At 71.3% G+C, this 14,348-nt stretch carries 16 protein-coding genes; 5 read left to right on the top strand and 11 right to left on the bottom strand.

Annotated features, from left to right (window positions below; translation table 11 throughout):
- The 3 genes from ACSGDB_RS10780 to ACSGDB_RS10770 all read right to left on the bottom strand — a co-directional run bounded on the left by ACSGDB_RS10780 (position 1) and on the right by ACSGDB_RS10770 (position 2,262).
- A complete protein-coding gene (locus ACSGDB_RS10780; protein WP_434995112.1) occupies positions 1-1,092 on the bottom strand; it encodes a PQQ-dependent sugar dehydrogenase in 1,092 nt (363 codons plus the stop codon).
- A gap of 68 nt (positions 1,093-1,160) precedes the next feature.
- A complete protein-coding gene (locus ACSGDB_RS10775) occupies positions 1,161-1,829 on the bottom strand; it encodes a MerR family transcriptional regulator (RefSeq protein ID WP_434994688.1) in 669 nt (222 codons plus the stop codon).
- Between the two features lie 175 nt (positions 1,830-2,004).
- Positions 2,005-2,262 (bottom strand): hypothetical protein, encoded by a 258-nt coding sequence (locus ACSGDB_RS10770; protein WP_434994687.1) that lies wholly within the window; start codon positions 2,260-2,262, stop codon positions 2,005-2,007.
- A gap of 150 nt (positions 2,263-2,412) precedes the next feature.
- On the opposite strand from ACSGDB_RS10770, the gene ACSGDB_RS10765 reads away from it, so the two are divergent.
- Complete coding sequence (locus tag ACSGDB_RS10765; protein ID WP_434994686.1) at positions 2,413-2,814, top strand: helix-turn-helix domain-containing protein; 402 nt, start codon at positions 2,413-2,415, stop codon at positions 2,812-2,814.
- A gap of 15 nt (positions 2,815-2,829) precedes the next feature.
- Here ACSGDB_RS10765 and ACSGDB_RS10760 read toward each other — a convergent pair whose 3' ends face one another.
- Positions 2,830-4,059 (bottom strand): PucR family transcriptional regulator, encoded by a 1,230-nt coding sequence (locus tag ACSGDB_RS10760; RefSeq protein WP_434994685.1) that lies wholly within the window; start codon positions 4,057-4,059, stop codon positions 2,830-2,832.
- Between the two features lie 267 nt (positions 4,060-4,326).
- Here ACSGDB_RS10760 and ald point away from each other — a divergent pair, with 267 nt between their 5' ends.
- Entirely contained in the window at positions 4,327-5,439 is a 1,113-nt protein-coding gene (gene ald, locus ACSGDB_RS10755) for an alanine dehydrogenase (protein WP_434994684.1), read from the top strand.
- A gap of 19 nt (positions 5,440-5,458) precedes the next feature.
- Here ald and ACSGDB_RS10750 read toward each other — a convergent pair whose 3' ends face one another.
- The 3 genes from ACSGDB_RS10750 to ACSGDB_RS10740 all read right to left on the bottom strand — a co-directional run bounded on the left by ACSGDB_RS10750 (position 5,459) and on the right by ACSGDB_RS10740 (position 8,028).
- The gene (locus ACSGDB_RS10750; protein ID WP_434995111.1) at positions 5,459-6,508 is read right to left on the bottom strand and encodes a Gfo/Idh/MocA family protein; all 1,050 of its coding nucleotides are present in this window, start codon (positions 6,506-6,508) and stop codon (positions 5,459-5,461) included.
- A gap of 14 nt (positions 6,509-6,522) precedes the next feature.
- A complete protein-coding gene (locus ACSGDB_RS10745; RefSeq protein WP_434994683.1) occupies positions 6,523-7,329 on the bottom strand; it encodes a GAF and ANTAR domain-containing protein in 807 nt (268 codons plus the stop codon).
- A gap of 72 nt (positions 7,330-7,401) precedes the next feature.
- Positions 7,402-8,028 carry a TetR/AcrR family transcriptional regulator gene (locus tag ACSGDB_RS10740; protein ID WP_434994681.1) on the bottom strand — a complete coding sequence of 209 codons (627 nt, stop codon included), beginning with the start codon at positions 8,026-8,028 and terminating at the stop codon, positions 7,402-7,404.
- 111 nt (positions 8,029-8,139) lie between these two features.
- Here ACSGDB_RS10740 and ACSGDB_RS10735 point away from each other — a divergent pair, with 111 nt between their 5' ends.
- Positions 8,140-8,700: an NAD(P)H-dependent oxidoreductase gene (locus ACSGDB_RS10735; protein ID WP_434994680.1), complete on the top strand. Its 561-nt coding sequence runs from the start codon at positions 8,140-8,142 to the stop codon at positions 8,698-8,700.
- A gap of 63 nt (positions 8,701-8,763) precedes the next feature.
- On the opposite strand, the gene ACSGDB_RS10730 is transcribed toward ACSGDB_RS10735, so the two are convergent.
- Positions 8,764-8,955 (bottom strand): hypothetical protein, encoded by a 192-nt coding sequence (locus tag ACSGDB_RS10730; RefSeq protein WP_434994679.1) that lies wholly within the window; start codon positions 8,953-8,955, stop codon positions 8,764-8,766.
- Positions 8,956-8,987: 32 nt separating this feature from the next.
- A complete protein-coding gene (locus ACSGDB_RS10725; RefSeq protein ID WP_434994677.1) occupies positions 8,988-9,962 on the bottom strand; it encodes a lantibiotic dehydratase C-terminal domain-containing protein in 975 nt (324 codons plus the stop codon).
- Positions 9,963-10,554: 592 nt separating this feature from the next.
- Between ACSGDB_RS10725 and ACSGDB_RS10720 the strand changes: the two genes are divergently transcribed.
- Together ACSGDB_RS10720 and ACSGDB_RS10715 are read left to right on the top strand one after the other, a co-directional pair.
- Positions 10,555-11,523 carry a helix-turn-helix transcriptional regulator gene (locus ACSGDB_RS10720; protein WP_434994676.1) on the top strand — a complete coding sequence of 323 codons (969 nt, stop codon included), beginning with the start codon at positions 10,555-10,557 and terminating at the stop codon, positions 11,521-11,523.
- A 62-nt stretch (positions 11,524-11,585) separates the two neighbouring features.
- Positions 11,586-12,878, top strand: a complete 1,293-nt coding sequence (locus ACSGDB_RS10715; protein ID WP_434994674.1) for a PLP-dependent aminotransferase family protein — start codon at positions 11,586-11,588, stop codon at positions 12,876-12,878.
- A 143-nt stretch (positions 12,879-13,021) separates the two neighbouring features.
- Here the strand turns inward: ACSGDB_RS10715 and ACSGDB_RS10710 are convergent, their stop codons facing one another.
- Together ACSGDB_RS10710 and ACSGDB_RS10705 are read right to left on the bottom strand one after the other, a co-directional pair.
- Positions 13,022-13,246, bottom strand: coding sequence for a hypothetical protein (locus ACSGDB_RS10710; RefSeq protein ID WP_434994673.1), 225 nt, complete (start codon positions 13,244-13,246; stop codon positions 13,022-13,024).
- 9 nt (positions 13,247-13,255) lie between these two features.
- Positions 13,256-14,348: dihydrolipoamide acetyltransferase family protein (locus ACSGDB_RS10705; RefSeq protein WP_434994672.1), on the bottom strand; the 1,093-nt coding region annotated here is incomplete at its 5' end.

The following is a 14,348-nucleotide window of genomic DNA, read 5'->3' as shown; positions in this document are numbered from 1 at the left end:
TCAGGACGCCCCGACGGGCAGGCTGAGGAGCCGATCGTCCTGCTCGGAGGGATTCCCGCGCCCGTCGGTGTTGCTGGTGAGGATCCACAGGTGGCCGTCGGGTCCGACGGCCACGTCGCGGAGCCTGCCGTACTCGCCCGTGAGGTAGTCCACCGATCGTCCCGGGTCGGAGGCCGGCACGGCACGCAGCACCTCCCCGCGGAGGTTGGCGATGTACAGGGTTCCATCGAGGAACGTCATGCCACTGGGGCTCGCCGTCCCGGGGTCCCATTGCTGGACGGGGTCGGTGAACCCCGCTGCGTCGGCCCTGCCTTCGACGACCGGCCAGCCGTAGTTGGCGCCGGGTGTGATGACATTCAGTTCGTCCCAGGTGTTCTGCCCGAACTCGGTCGCGAACATGGTGCCGTCGTCCGACCAGGCCAGGCCCTGGGGGTTGCGGTGCCCGTAACTGTAGGTGAGCGAGCCCGGGAACGGGTTGTCGTCCGGGGCGTCGCCGTCAGGCGTCAGGCGGAGGATCTTCCCTGCGAGCCCGGCGCGGTCCTGGGCGGTGTCCGGCCGGCCTGCATCGCCGGTCGTGGCGTACAGCATCCCATCCGGTCCGAAGGCGAGACGGCCGCCGTTGTGGGTGCCCGCCGCGGGGATGCCGTCGAGAAGTGTCTCCCCCTCCCCCAGTTCCACGCCGCCCGGGTCACCGGCGAGGGCGAAACGCTGGATGCGGTTGCCGTCCCCTGCCGTGGAGTAGACGTAGAGCCTCCGCTGATCGTCGACGGCCAGTCCGAGGAGGCCGCCCTCCCCGGAGCCGGTGACGCCCTCGACGGTTCCGGCGAGGCGGGTCGATCCGCCGTCGAGGACCTCGAGGATCCTGGCGCTGTCCCGCTCGCTCACGAGGGTGGCCCCGTCGACGAACACCACCGACCACGGTGCGTCGAGATCCTCGACGAGGGTGGCGGGCTGGGCGGCCGCCCGGCCCTGCGACGGGGTCGCGCCGCCCGGGCCCGGCTGGTTCGGGGCGCCGGGCCCGCTGCAGGAGGTGGTGAGCACCGCGGCGCCGAGCCATGCCGCGGCGAGAGCCCTGCGGCGGGCACAGCGGATGGTCACCGTGGTCCTCCTGCCGGACCGCGCTCGCGGTGGACGCGCGGCGTCCCCCGTCCGCCCGGCGGTCAGGACGCGCCCGCGAGCCACGCCTCGAGCGCGGAACGGACGAATGCCGCACCGCCCGGCCCTCCGTAGTTCGCCGCGAACCGCGGGTCCTGGACATACATGTCCCCCAGTCCCCGGAGGTACTCGGGCAGGAGTGCCCCGTCGTCAGCCCGCGGCAGGCCCGGCATCGAGGAGAGCCAGGCGACATGGCGACCGGCCAGTTCCTGGGCTTCTCCCCCGGTCGGTGGCACACCGCGGGCAGCGGCTTCGGTCCAGCCCGCGTTGAGTTCTGCCACCTCCCTGCCGAAGGCCTCCCTCTCCGCGTCGGGCTTCCCGCGCCACCAGGTATCCGCCTGGGCGTAGGCGTCGGGGCCCCACCGCTCCTCGACCTCCTCCCGGTAGCGCGTGTGGTCGAATCCGTCGAACATCTTCTCGGGCATGGGTTCCTCTCCCCTCTCCAGCGCCTCGACCGTCGTGAGGACCGCAGTGATCTGGCGATCGAGCCGGCGCTGCTCTCCGCGGAGGTGGTCGAGGTGGGCCCGCAGGGCGGATGCCGGGGCAGCGCCCTCGCCGTCGTCGAGCACCGCCCGGACGGCCGGGATCGGCAATCCGAGGGAGCGCAGCAGCAGGATGCGCTGCAGCCTCACCAGCGCCCGGGCGTCGTAGAACCGGTACCCGTTGGCGCCCACACGGGACGGTTCCAGCTGACCTCACCGTAATGGCGCAGGGTCCGGCTCGTGGTGCCGGCAAGCCGGGCCACCGTGGCGATCGGGTAGTCCACGTCGTCCTCCTCCGCCCGCCGCACGGTGCGCCGGGCGAAGTCCACAGTAGGAATTGACGCTGCGTAAAGGTCAAGCGGGCCGGTCAGCTGTACCAGAACCACTGCGGCGGCCGCCACGACTCCGGGACGGCGTGCGCGTTGAAGGTGCCGCACTCGGAGCACGTGTAGCTCACGCTCGCGGGAAGGAGATCGGTGGTGTGCTCGGCCTGACGCGCCGGTACGAACTCCTCGAAGATCAGGTAGTCGTCCGTACGGCACAGGGGGCAGGAGGGTGCTTCTTCGACGGGTGGGACGGCGGAGGTGGCAGTGCCCAGGCTCCGCCCGTGATCGATTGTTGTCATGAGGTTCACCGTTTCCGTAGCTGCAACCGACGCTGGGTGCAAGTACTTTGGGTTACGTATACGCCGAGGATAGACCCGTACTACTCGATGCGGAACCCTCCGGCTCCACGTAATCGCGTGGATCGCGGGCCCGGCTGGCACAATGGCCGCATGACCATCAGGGCCCCCAGATCGGCGGCAGCACTTCCCCCGGAGCAGGCCGCGCGCCTGCGCCGTGCACTCACCGGCAGCGCCGATGTCACCGTCTTCGTGGACGGCACCGCGCATCGGCTCCCCGGCGAGGCCCAGGCCGCCGTCGTCGACCTCCTCGCCCGCCTGTCCGACGGCGACGCCGTGCAGGTGACCTCCGTCGCCGAACTGCTCACCACCTCCCAGGCGGCCGAGCTCGCGGGCATCTCGCACAGCTACCTGCGCAAGCTCACCGACGCCGGCACGCTCCCGGTGGAGTACCGCGGATCCCACCGCCGCCTGCGGCGGGCCGACGTCGAGGACTGGCTGCGCAGCCAGCTGCGCCGGTCGGACCGGCCGGCGCCTGAGCCCGACGACGCCTAGCGTCGGCGGGACGGCCTACGACTGCTCGAAGCGGGGTCGGGAGCGCCACCTGCCGGCCTTGAGCGCGAGGTGCAGTTCCAGGCGCACCAGTCCGGCGAGCGGGTCCGCGCCGACGATCGAGCGGATCCTCGTCAGCCGGTTGTAGACGCTGCTGCGGTGCAGGTGGAGTTGTTCGGCGACGTCCTGCACCGAGCCGTTCTTGTCGTACAGCAGTTCGAGGACCGGCAGGAGTTCCCCGAGACGGTCCGCCTCGCACAACTCGTCGAATCGCACGCTGCCGTGCGCTGGAGCCTGCCAGCCCACCGCGCCGAGGAACTGGTAGACGCCGATCTCTGCGAACGACGACACCCCGCCCAGCTGGGGATCCACCGCACCGGCCTGGGCCGCGTGCTCGGCCTGGCGGAAGGCGTCCGCGAACTCCCGGGGGTCGGTCGCGGGCTCGCTGAGCCCGAGGACCACCCGCCCCGCGGGACGCCCCGCCCGCTTGGCCACCCCGACCCGGCAGCGCTCCACCACCTGCTGGAGGGCGCTGCGGCCCACCCTGGCCTCGCACAACAGGACGGAGTGCGTGGACGCCCCGGCACTGAACAGGACGGGCTCGACGCCGACCGTCGCCTGCAGGGCGATGGTGCGCTGGAGCAGGGCGGCCTCCTGGGGGTCCTCCTTCCCGGCGCGGGCCGACGACTCCGACAGTTCGTGGACGAGGGCCACGCGCCACGGCCCGTGCCCGCCGAGTTCACGCCAGCCGCGCAGATCCTCCACCGCGGGGGCGACCCCCCGGCACGCGGCGAGGAACGTGGCCTCCCGCTGTGTGCGCCGCTCGGAGGACGCCGTGTCCGTCTCGAGCAGCAGTTCGGCGAGGCGGTCGATCGTCGGCCGGACCGCCGGCAGGGCGGCGAGGATGCTCCGGGCGGGATCCTCGCTCGAGTGCTGCTGCACCCAGAGGTAACCCACACGGAAGCCCCGGACGAGGAGGGGGACGCACACCCGCCCGAGCATCCCGAGCTCCTCGTTCGCGGGAACGGCGACCGGGCGGACGGCCTGGGCGATCCCGTGGCGGAGCTGCCACTCGCTCACGTCCGCCGGCACCTTCTTGCTCAGCAGGAAGGCGACCCGGACGCGGTCGGCGGAGGTCTGGTGGCTGCTGTACGCGAGGAGGGCGCCGTCGGGGTCCTCGAGGGACAGGCCGCGCCCGAGCGTCTGCGCGAGCTGTTCGACGAGGTCCTCGATCTGCTGGTTCTGCACAGCCCCACAGTAGGCGGGGCCGGCCGTCGGGGGCGACACTTGCCGCTTCCGGACTCGACATTTGTCGATGGCCTCTCCGGCCGCGACCTGCTAGTGGCGCAGCTCACATCCGGGCGCAGGCGCGCAGCGGCGGGATTCCGCGGCCGCACGGCACGGTGGGATGCGCGACGCACCCGCCGGGCCCGCACGAGCGCCCGCGGGACCGCTCCGGGTCGCTCCCTATTCTGGAACCACCCCGTCCGCCCGATCGAACCCGTGGAGCATCCAATGATCATCGGCGTCCCCAAAGAAGTGAAGAACAACGAGTTCCGTGTCGCCATCACGGCGTCCGGCGTCCACGAGTTCCGCGCCCACGGACACACCGTGCTCGTGGAACGCGGAGCAGGCGTCGGCTCCAACATCACGGACGCGGAATACGAGGCCGCGGGCGCCGAACTCGTCGACGCGGCCGACGATGTCTGGGGCCGCGCGGACATGGTCCTGAAGGTCAAGGAGCCCATCGCCGCCGAGTACCACCGTTTCCGCAAGGGCCTCATCCTCTTCACCTACCTCCACCTCGCGGCGGAGCCCGAGCTGACCCGGGCCCTCGTGGACGCCGGTGTCACGGCGATCGCCTACGAGACGGTCCAGGACGGCCGAGCCCTGCCGCTGCTCGCCCCGATGTCCGAGGTGGCCGGCCGCCTCTCCGTCCAGGTGGGCGCGCAGGTCATGACGGCCCCCGCCGGCGGCCCCGGCCTGCTGCTCGGTGGCGTCGCCGGGGTCCGCCCCGCCAAGGTCGTGGTCCTCGGGGCCGGCGTCGCGGGCACCAATGCGACTGCGATGGCCGTCGGCACGGGAGCCGAGGTCACCATCCTCGACATCAACATCGGCCGGCTGCGGGAGATCGACGCCCTGTACGCCGGTCGCGTGAAGACGGTCGCCTCGAACTCCCTGGAGATCGAGACCTCCGTCCTCGACGCGGACCTCGTCATCGGCTCCGTCCTGATCCCCGGCGCCAGGGCCCCGAAACTCGTCACGAACGAGCTCGTCTCGCGGATGAAGCCGGGCAGCGTCCTCGTGGACATCGCGGTGGACCAGGGCGGGTGCTTCGAGGACTCCCGCGTCACCACGCACGAGAATCCCACCTTCACGGTCCACGAATCGCTCTTCTACTGCGTGGGCAACATGCCCGGCGCCGTCCCCAACACGTCGACCTACGCGCTGACCAACGTGACGCTGCGGTACGCCGTGGCACTCGCCGACCTCGGCGTCCGTGCCGCGTTCGACGCGGACCCCTCGCTGGCCCGCGGGCTGAACGTGGCGTCGGGGCAGGTGGCGCACCACTCGGTGTCCGAGGCGCACGGACTGGAGCTGGCGACGGACTGGTCCGCGCTGGTCTAGGCCCCTGGCACGCGGCGGATCAGGGGATCCGGGACGGGTACGCGGCGTGGACCTGCTCGATCAGCCGCACGACGTCGAGGGCCTCGTCCGCACGGACGGGCGGCGGTCCACCGGCGTGGATGGCCGTGACGAGCCCGGCGTAGAAGTCCGGGTACCGGCCGGGCAGGACCTCGAGCACCCTGGTGTCCCCGTCGCGTCCCGTGAGGCCCCGGCGTGTCGTGGTCGGGGCACCGGCGGTGTCCGCGACGCCGTCCGGCGGCACGCCCGCCGCCAGCAACGCCTCCTGCGGGTCCGTACCCGTGATCTCCAGCCCGCCCTGCGCCCCGGTGACGCGGAAACGGGGCCGGGCGAGCGGTGCGAGGGTCCCGGCGTGCAGTCGGCTGGTGACACCGCCGTCGTGCCTGAAGACGAGGAAGGCCGAGTCCTCGGCGGCGCCTCCGCGGTCGCTGCGCAGTTCGGCGTACACCGGGACGGCCGGCCCGAAGAGAGTGAGCGCCTGGTCGATCAGGTGCGCACCGAGGTCGTAGAGCACGCCCCCGCCGTCCGCCGGGGCCGCGTCGCGCTTCCAGGGCTTCCTGACGGACGGCTTCCAGGACTCCATGGCCGACTCGAACACGCGCACGTCCCCGAGGGACCCCGCCGCGACCGCCGCCCGCACTGTCAGGAAGTCCCCGTCCCATCGCCGGTTGTGGAACGGCACGAGGAGCCTGCCGGCCGCGCGGGCGGCGTCGACGAGCCGCTCGCCGTCGGCGGCATGCACCACGAGGGGCTTGTCGACCACCACGTGCAGGCCCCGCCCGAGGGCTTCGGCGGCCAGCGGCGCATGCGTGGCATGGGGCGTGGCGACGACGGCCAGACCCAGGTCCGGTACCGCTCGGAGCGCGTCGTCGAGGTTCGCGGCGACCAGGGCGCCCGGGCACGCGGCGCGCGCGGCCTCCCGCCGCCCGGGGCTCGGGGTGACGACGACGGCGAGGTCCAGTCCGGGCTCGTGCCGGATCAGCGGTGCGTGGAAGACGCTGCCGCCGTGACCGAAGCCGACCAGCACCGTCCGGACGGGCCGGCGGGGCATCGGAGCCACGGGCGTCAGGACGGGTCGAAGTGGGCTCGGGGCACGACGCCGTTCAGCCCGGCGACCATCCCCGCGGCGAGCACCCGGATCTTCACGTTGCGGGAGTTCGAGGCGCGGCGCATCTTGTCGAACGCGTCCTTCTGGGAGCAGTTGTCCTGCCCCATGATGATCCCGACCGCGAGGTCGATCTCGGTGCGGGTCTGCAGCACGGCATGGAGGTCCTCCGCCGTCGCTGCGTGCTGTGCCACGCGCACCGCGAGCTTCAGGGCCTGCGACGCCTGGACCGCGAAGGCGCGGGCGACCCGGCGGTAGTCCTCGCTGAACACGGACGCATCCTCGGCGTAAAGGTTCAGGGCCGCACGCGCCTGTCCCTCGAGGTCCAGGGGCAGGCAGAACATCGCGCCGACACCGTTCCGCATGATGTGTTCCATGAACTCCGGCCAGCGCGACTCGGTGCGGGCGTCGGCGACGAACACCTCGTCGTGCACGCGGAGGGCATGCAGGCACGGGCCGTCGTCGTGCTCGTACTGCACCTCGTCCATGGCCCTGGCCGTCGCCCCGCTGCTGCCGACGGTGAACTGCTCGTGGACGGAGCGCTGCAGGGTGATGCCGCAATAGGTGTCGCCGTCGGCGCCGAGCACCCCGGCGGTGTACTCGGCCAGTTCCTGCAGGAAGGCATGGACGTCCGGGTGGTCCACGAGCAGGTCCTGGAGCCGCGCGGCGACCGTCGCGGGGGGAAGGGGCTCGACGGCGTCGGCCACGACGTGGAGGTGCAGGTCGGGTACGGTCTGCGTCTCCATCGCCTCACGGAAGTCGGACATCTGCTCGGACACCTCCTCCACACTCGATCGGGCTGCTGCACGGCCGACCGGGCGCCGACACGTGCCAGTCTACTAGGGGCCGGTGGTCGTCCGGCCGTGATCGGCAGCTGCCGCGAGGGCCGAGACCAGCCTGCGCCACGACGCGGCCAGGCGGGCGTTGGACATGCCCCGGCGCTCCTGCAGGTGCAGCAGCAGCCCCGCGTTCAGGAACGCGGACAGCTGGTACGCACCCAGTTCCGGGTCCGGCACGTGCAGGCCGCGCAGCAGCACGGACAGGTGCAATCGCGTGAGTTGCTGCGTCGGGTGGTCGAGGTCCGGTCCGCCCTGCTGCTCGGCCGCGCGGAGGATCTGCCCGTCGAAGCGCATGCGCTCGATGCTCGCCTCGCCGAAGGCGATCAGCCGCTCGAGGGGTGGTGCCCCGGGTCCCAGCGGAGGAGGACCGGCCATGAAGTCGTGCTGGAAGGACCGTCCCGCCTCGTCCGCGAGCGCCTGCATGAGGCCTGCCCTGTTCCCGAACCTCCGGAAGACGGTGCCCTTCCCGACGCCCGCGCGACGCGCCACGGCGTCCGTCGTCAGCCGCTCGGGACCCTGGGTCGCGACGATCTCTGCCGCGGCGTCGAGGATGAGGCGGCGGTTGCGCGCCGCATCGGTGCGCTCCCCGTCGTCGCCGGTGACCCGGAGCAAATCCTCGCCCTGCATGCCGCAACTATAACGGCGGAATAAAGCGGACTGCAGTCCGCTTGTAGGAGGGGACGAACCAGTCGCAGTACCGAACGCCCGGCCGCTAGGCCCCACAGTCCTGGGAGAACCATGTCCACCACGATCCTCACCCTCGTCGGCAGCCTCCGCGAAGGGTCCATCAACCGCCAGCTCGCGGAGGCGGCTGCCACTCACGCTCCGGAGTCCGTCGACGTCGTCACGTTCGACGCCCTGAACGATGTCCCGTTCTACAACGAGGACATCGACAACGACGCCGACCGCCCCCAGGCCGCCGACGCCCTGCGTGCAGCGGCAGCCGACGCGGACGCCGTCCTGCTCGTCTCCCCCGAGTACAACGGCAGCATGCCTGCCGTCCTGAAGAATGCCATCGACTGGCTCTCCCGCCCCTACGGTGCCGGCGCGATCTCGGCCAAGCCCGCCGCCGTCATCGGCTCCGCATTCGGCCAGTACGGCGGCGTGTGGGCCCACGACGAGGCCCGCCGGGCCCTCGGGGTCGCCGGCGCCACGGTGCTCGACGACGCCAAGCTCTCCATCGGCAGCTCGATCACGCGCTTCGCCGAGATCCACCCAAAGGACGACGCCGAGGTCTCGGGCCTGGTCACCGGCGTCCTGATGGCCCTCGCCGGTGCAGCCGCACCTGTAGCGGCCTGACCCGGACCCGACAGGACGCCGGCGCATCGCGCCGGCGTCCTGTCGGGTTCTCTACCGGGGGTCTCAGCGCCAGAGACTGTCGGCCCAGGCGGCATCCCTCAGGTAGTCCCGTGCCGGCCCGATCTCCCAGAGCTGGCCCTGCGAGGCGAGGACGCCGTCGTGCTGCATCGACTCGACCTCCTCCGACGAACAGCCGAGCGCCTCGGAGAGGTCGGCGTCGTCCATGGCCAGCACGATGGTGTTCCTTGCATTCATGGCGCAGTCCTTCGGTCGATGGGTGGGCCGGGTCAGGGGGCGGCACGCGGTCCGCGGGCCGGGAGTGCCAGGGGCTTCCAGCTCCGGGCGTACAGGCCCAGGGCCGCCTCTTCGCGGGCGACGAAACCGAGGCGATTGAGCGCCATGTGCGCCTGGTACACGGTCAGGTGCTGGGCGCTGCGGCTGACCCGCACCCGGTCCGCCCGGTAGAGGTAGGTGTCGAGGGCGCGGAACCAGCGCCGCCGCCAGTTCTGCACGGCGGATTCGGAGGCCGTGGCAGCCATGAGGGCATGGAAGCCGGGTGCTTTCGCCGCGACCTGCGCAGTCATCGCCTCACGGACCCCCGGGGCGCGCGGGCCGACGTCGGCCGTGCACGCGCGCAGGTGGCTGTCCCAGTAGAAGTCCCAGGAGAGTCGCCGCCGGTCCGGCCACCCGGCGGATCGGGGGCCGCGCATCATGCTCTGCGCGGAGTCGAAGAGGATGAGCGCTCCGAGCGCGGAGCGGCTCTGCATGCGGGGGAAGCGGTGATTGGCCCAGAGTGCGAGCTCCGATCCGAGCTCGAAGACCTCCTCGGCGAGGTGCAGGCCCTCGACGCCCCCGTACTTGACGAGATCGGCCTCGAGCTGCGGGTCGGCCGACTCCCGGCCTCCGGAATAGTAGGTGTTGCCGGCGGGAGCGGTGTACTGCTGGCGGACCACCAGCAGGGGCATGCTCCTCGCGCTGCGCATCTGCAGCGCCCGCTGGTAGGTGCGCAGGGGCTCGAGGACCCGGGGATGGGCGTGAATGCTCAACTTCACCTGGCCCACCACGCCGGTCGAGGGGTCCTCGCACCGCGTGAAGTACCAGCGCTTGGCACCGAGCGTCTGGGCCTGCGCCACCAGCGGGGTGACCAGTTCTCCGATGATGCCGTCCGCTGCATCGAAGCCACCCGTCGAGAGGGAGAGATGCCACCACTGAGTGCTGAGGGCCGTCCGTGAGGCGGTACGAACGGCGGTCAACTGGCTCATGGCTCTCTCCTTCAGGGTCTGTGATCACCCCCGCTGGGGCGGGCTCTGGGGTGCCCTCCGGGCTCTGGTCCGGAGGCTCCTCCTACTTCGGCCAGTCCCAGCTGCTCGCTGTGGGCTGACCCTTCGGCCAGTCCCAGCTAGCTGCGCTGACGGTCTGGCCTGCCGGCAGGACAGCCCCCACCACGATCAACAAGCCTGCAGTTGCGCCGAATACCTTCTTCATGGCGATCCTTCCTTGCCCGTGTCCGGGTGGTTGAGCTGTCCCCACACTGCCGATCGGCAATGCCCGATCCATTGCGGAAGGCCCCCTCGGGACTTCCGGTGGACCGGCCTCATCAGAATGTCCGGCCCCGGCGGGTAGTGTCCAGCTGTAGGGGTGGCCGTTTGCGGACATGGCGCGATCAGGACGCGGGGGCGCTCCGCCGGGACCCGGATCATCGGCCGCGGGGGCGGACTTCCGCGGAATGCCGGTGATCCCGGCGCTCGCGGAGGGACCGGATTGCCGGCATTCCGGCTCTGTCATTAACTGGACATGTCAGGTTTTTTGCACGCGATTCGCCGCTGGGGCCAGCGGCCGGGACTAGGAGCTCTCATGCTGGGTGCGACGTCGCTCGAGGTGTACCGGTACGCCGTCGGACACCCCGGCTGGACGCGCGCCGAGGCCTCCGAGGCGCTCGGGCTGACCCTGCGGCGCATCGACGACGCCGTCGCTGAACTGTCGGACCGCCGGCTGCTCAGCCCGCAGGCCGGCAGCCCGGACGGGCTCGTCGCGGTCTCCCCCGATGTCGCCCTCGCCGACCTCGTCGATGCGGACGAACGCGAGATGCAGGAGCTCAAGGCGCGGATCAGCGCCCAGCGGCGCGAGCTGTCCAGCCTCCTGCCCACCTTCCTCGACGCCCGCAAGCACGTCCTCGACAGCACGTCCGTGGAGACCCTCGAGGACCCGCACCTCATCCACCGCGTCCTCATCGACTACGGACGCGACGTCACCGAGAAGGTGTACATCGCGCAGCCCGGGCAGGGCTCGACGGCGGACGTCCACGAGGAGAGCGTCCGGAAGGATCTCGAACTCCTGGAGCACGGGGTCCGACGCCGCACCCTGTACGACACCAGCACGCGCGACCACGTCCCGACCCGCAAGGCGGTCGAGGCGATCGCGGCGGGGGGCGGGGAGTTCGGCGTCCTCCCGTTCATCCCCCTGCGGATGCTCATCTTCGACGAGAAACTGGCCCTGGTGGGCCGCCGGCTCACGCCCGACGACAAGGCCGCCCTGGTCATCAGGGACCACAGCCTGATCAACATCTTCACGCACCTGTTCGACATCGCCTGGGAGCTCAGCGAGTCCTTCCTCCGCCGACCGGAGGTGGGGTCACCCCTGAGCGCGATGCAGCGCTCCATCCTCCAGGGCCTCGCGAACGGGCTGTCCGACGAATCGATCGCGCGTCGCCTGGACATCAATGTGAGGACGTGCCGCCGTCATATCGCCTGGATGCTGGAGACCCTGCGGGCGGACAGCCGGTTCCAGGCGGCCCTACGGGCGCGCGAGGCGGGGTGGATCTGAGCGATTGCACTCGGAGGCAACACCTGTTGCCTGATGGTGAACCCCCGCCTAGACTCTGGGGCGTGACGTCCTCCCCCGAAACCCCGACCGATTTCCTGCCCGCCGAGACCGAGGCAGCCCTGGAGCGCGCCGTCGATTCCGCCGCACGGCACGACCGGCTCTTCTCCCTGCGCGCAGCCAACATCAAGCAGTCGGCCGTCCGCGACGTCTTCGACATCTCCATCCGCCCGGGCCTCGTGTCCCTCGCGGGCGGGAGCCCCTACCTGAAGTCCCTTCCCCTCGAGGACCTCGGCAGGACCGCCCAGAAGATCATCGCCGAGCACGGGCTCGAGGCGCTGCAGTACGGCGGCGGCCAGGGCATGGACGAGCTCCGGCGTCTCGTCTGCGACGTGATGGCGGCCGAGGGCATCGAGGGCGCGAGCCCCGAGGACATCGTGATCACCACGGGCTCGCAATCGGCGCAGGACGTCGCGGCGAAGGTCTTCTGCGATCCCGGGGACGTGATCCTCTGCGAGGACCCCACCTACGTGGGCGCCCTCAACACGTTCGAGGCGTACGAGGTGGACGTCGTCACCGTCCCGATGGACGACGCCGGGCTCGTCCCCGCCGAGCTCGAACGCGTCATCGCCGAGCTGCAGGCGCAGGGACGCTCGATCAAGCTGCTGTACACGATCCCCAGCTTCAACAATCCGAGCGGCGTCACGATGGCCGCCGATCGCCGCCAGCGGGTCGTCGACATCTGCCGTGACCACAACATCCTCGTCCTCGAGGACAACCCGTACGGCATGCTGCGCTTCGACGGCGAGCCGCTGAAGCCCATGCGCGCCGGCAACCCCGACGACGTCATCTACCTGGGTTCCTTCTCGAAGATCTTCGCGCCCGGCGTGCGGCTCGGCTGGGCCCTGGTGCCCAGACACCTCTACCGCCGGTTCTACCTCGCCTGCGAGGCCGTGGTGCTGTGCCCCTCCCCCCTCACGCAGATGCTCGTCAGCGCCTATCTCACCGAGTACGACTGGCGGGGGCACCTGACCTCGATGCGCAGCCTCTACCGCGAACGGTGCGACGCCATGCTCGGCGCACTCGCCGAGGAGTTCCCGGACGGCGTGCACTGGACCACCCCGGACGGCGGCTTCTTCGTGTGGGTGACCCTCCCGGAGGGTATCGACACCTACCCGCTGCTCTACACGGCGATCGACGCCGGCGTCGTGTTCATCCCCGGTGCCGCGTTCACGCCGTCGGACGAGCTGTCGAACAAGCTCCGGCTGGCCTTCAGCGCCGTCTCCCCCGAGGACATCGTCGAGGGCGTCCGCCGCCTGGCGCCGATCCTGCGCGAGGCGATCGAGCAGAACCGGTAGCCCACGGCCCTCTCCGCTCCCCCCTCGCGCGGCTTCGTGCACGCGTTCCGAGCGTCGAGGGGCGTGTCGGCCGGGGACACGCCGGCATCCGGTGGTCCCTCCCCGCAAAGCCGTGCACGATGCCCCGCGGACCGCCGGTCCGGCTATCGCGGCGGCCGCTTCTGCTGGCGCAGCGTGACGGCGATGGAGATGAGGGCGGCAATGATCACGAGGATCGACAGGCGTGCCACTGCGCCGAGGTCCGGGAAAACCACCTGCAGGACGGTCGACGCGAGGAAGCCGATGAGCACCACGAGCAGGAGCCTGCTCAGGGGGTAGCGCGGGCGCGGGCTCCGGCGCGGTTGCCCGCCGGATGGCTGCTGGTCCATGATCCGACCCTAGTCCAGCAGGAGTGCCGGCTCCTCGAGGATCGAGGCGACGTCGGCCATGAAGCGCGCGCTCAGGTCGCCGTCCACCACGCGGTGGTCGAACGATCCCCCGAGCGTGGTGATCCAGCGCGGGATCACCTCGCCGTCGAGCACCCAGGGCTTCTGCTTGATCGTGCCGAACGCCACGATCGCCACCTCTCCGGGATTGATGATGGGTGTGCCGGTGTCGATCCCCAGGGCCCCGATGTTGGTGATCGTCAGCGTCCCGCCCTGCATCTGGGCCGGTTGGGTCCTGCCGGCGCGGGCCGTGGTCGCGAGATCGTTGAGCGCGAGGGCCAGCTCCTTCAGAGAGAGATCCTGCGCGTCCTTGATGTTGGGCACCATGAGCCCCCGCGGTGTCGCCGCGGCGATACCGAGGTTCATGAAGTGCTTGACGAGGATCTCGTCCCCGGCCCAGGTCGCGTTGACCGACGGGTTCCGTGCCGCCGCCCAGATGACGGCCTTCGCCAGGATCAGCAGCGGCGAGACCCGGATGCCCTCGAAGTCCCGGGACGCCTTGAGCCGCTTCACGAACTCCATGGTCCGGGAAGCGTCGACGTCCACGAAGATGCTCACGTGCGGTGCTGTGAAGGCGCTCTGCACCATGGCCTTCGCGGTCGCCTTGCGGACGCCCTTGACCGGGATCCGTTCGACGCGGCCGCCCCCGAGGAGCCTGCGGTCCGACCAGAAGGAGTCCGCGCCGTCCTGTTCGGCGTCGCGCTGCGACTGGTAGCTGATGAGGTCCTGCTTGGTGACCTCCCCCGCGGATCCGGTGGCCGGGACATCGGCGAGATTGATGCCGAGGTCCCGTGCGGCCTTGCGGACGGGCGGTTTAGCGAGGACACGGTTGATGAGCTGGTTCAGCGGGTTGGTCCTGCCGGGCGCGGCGACGGGCCCTGCCGGGTGCTCCTCGGTCGGCGTACCGGGCGCCGACGGCGCGGCGGACGACGACGCGGCGGACGACGACGGCGCGGGGGCCGGCGGGGTGCCGGGCCTCGCCGGCGCGGTGCCGGGCGTCGCCGGCGCGGGCCGCCCGGCCGGTGCGGCAGCGTCCCGGGTGGGC

The sequence above is a fragment of the Arthrobacter sp. Ld5 genome, assembly GCF_051172775.1.
GTDB lineage: Bacteria > Actinomycetota > Actinomycetes > Actinomycetales > Micrococcaceae > Arthrobacter_D.
This window is presented reverse-complemented; position numbering and strand designations above follow the sequence as displayed.

Coding starts and splice junctions, on each gene's coding strand:
- ACSGDB_RS10770 (WP_434994687.1), bottom strand. CDS start 2,262: ATGACAACAATCGATCACGGGCGGAGCCTGGGCACTGCCACCTCCGCC.
- ACSGDB_RS10765 (WP_434994686.1), top strand. CDS start 2,413: ATGACCATCAGGGCCCCCAGATCGGCGGCAGCACTTCCCCCGGAGCAG.
- ald (WP_434994684.1), top strand. CDS start 4,327: ATGATCATCGGCGTCCCCAAAGAAGTGAAGAACAACGAGTTCCGTGTC.
- ACSGDB_RS10750 (WP_434995111.1), bottom strand. CDS start 6,508: ATGCCCCGCCGGCCCGTCCGGACGGTGCTGGTCGGCTTCGGTCACGGC.
- ACSGDB_RS10745 (WP_434994683.1), bottom strand. CDS start 7,329: ATGTCCGACTTCCGTGAGGCGATGGAGACGCAGACCGTACCCGACCTG.
- ACSGDB_RS10740 (WP_434994681.1), bottom strand. CDS start 8,028: ATGCAGGGCGAGGATTTGCTCCGGGTCACCGGCGACGACGGGGAGCGC.
- ACSGDB_RS10735 (WP_434994680.1), top strand. CDS start 8,140: ATGTCCACCACGATCCTCACCCTCGTCGGCAGCCTCCGCGAAGGGTCC.
- ACSGDB_RS10730 (WP_434994679.1), bottom strand. CDS start 8,955: ATGAATGCAAGGAACACCATCGTGCTGGCCATGGACGACGCCGACCTC.
- ACSGDB_RS10725 (WP_434994677.1), bottom strand. CDS start 9,962: ATGAGCCAGTTGACCGCCGTTCGTACCGCCTCACGGACGGCCCTCAGC.
- ACSGDB_RS10720 (WP_434994676.1), top strand. CDS start 10,555: ATGCTGGGTGCGACGTCGCTCGAGGTGTACCGGTACGCCGTCGGACAC.
- ACSGDB_RS10710 (WP_434994673.1), bottom strand. CDS start 13,246: ATGGACCAGCAGCCATCCGGCGGGCAACCGCGCCGGAGCCCGCGCCCG.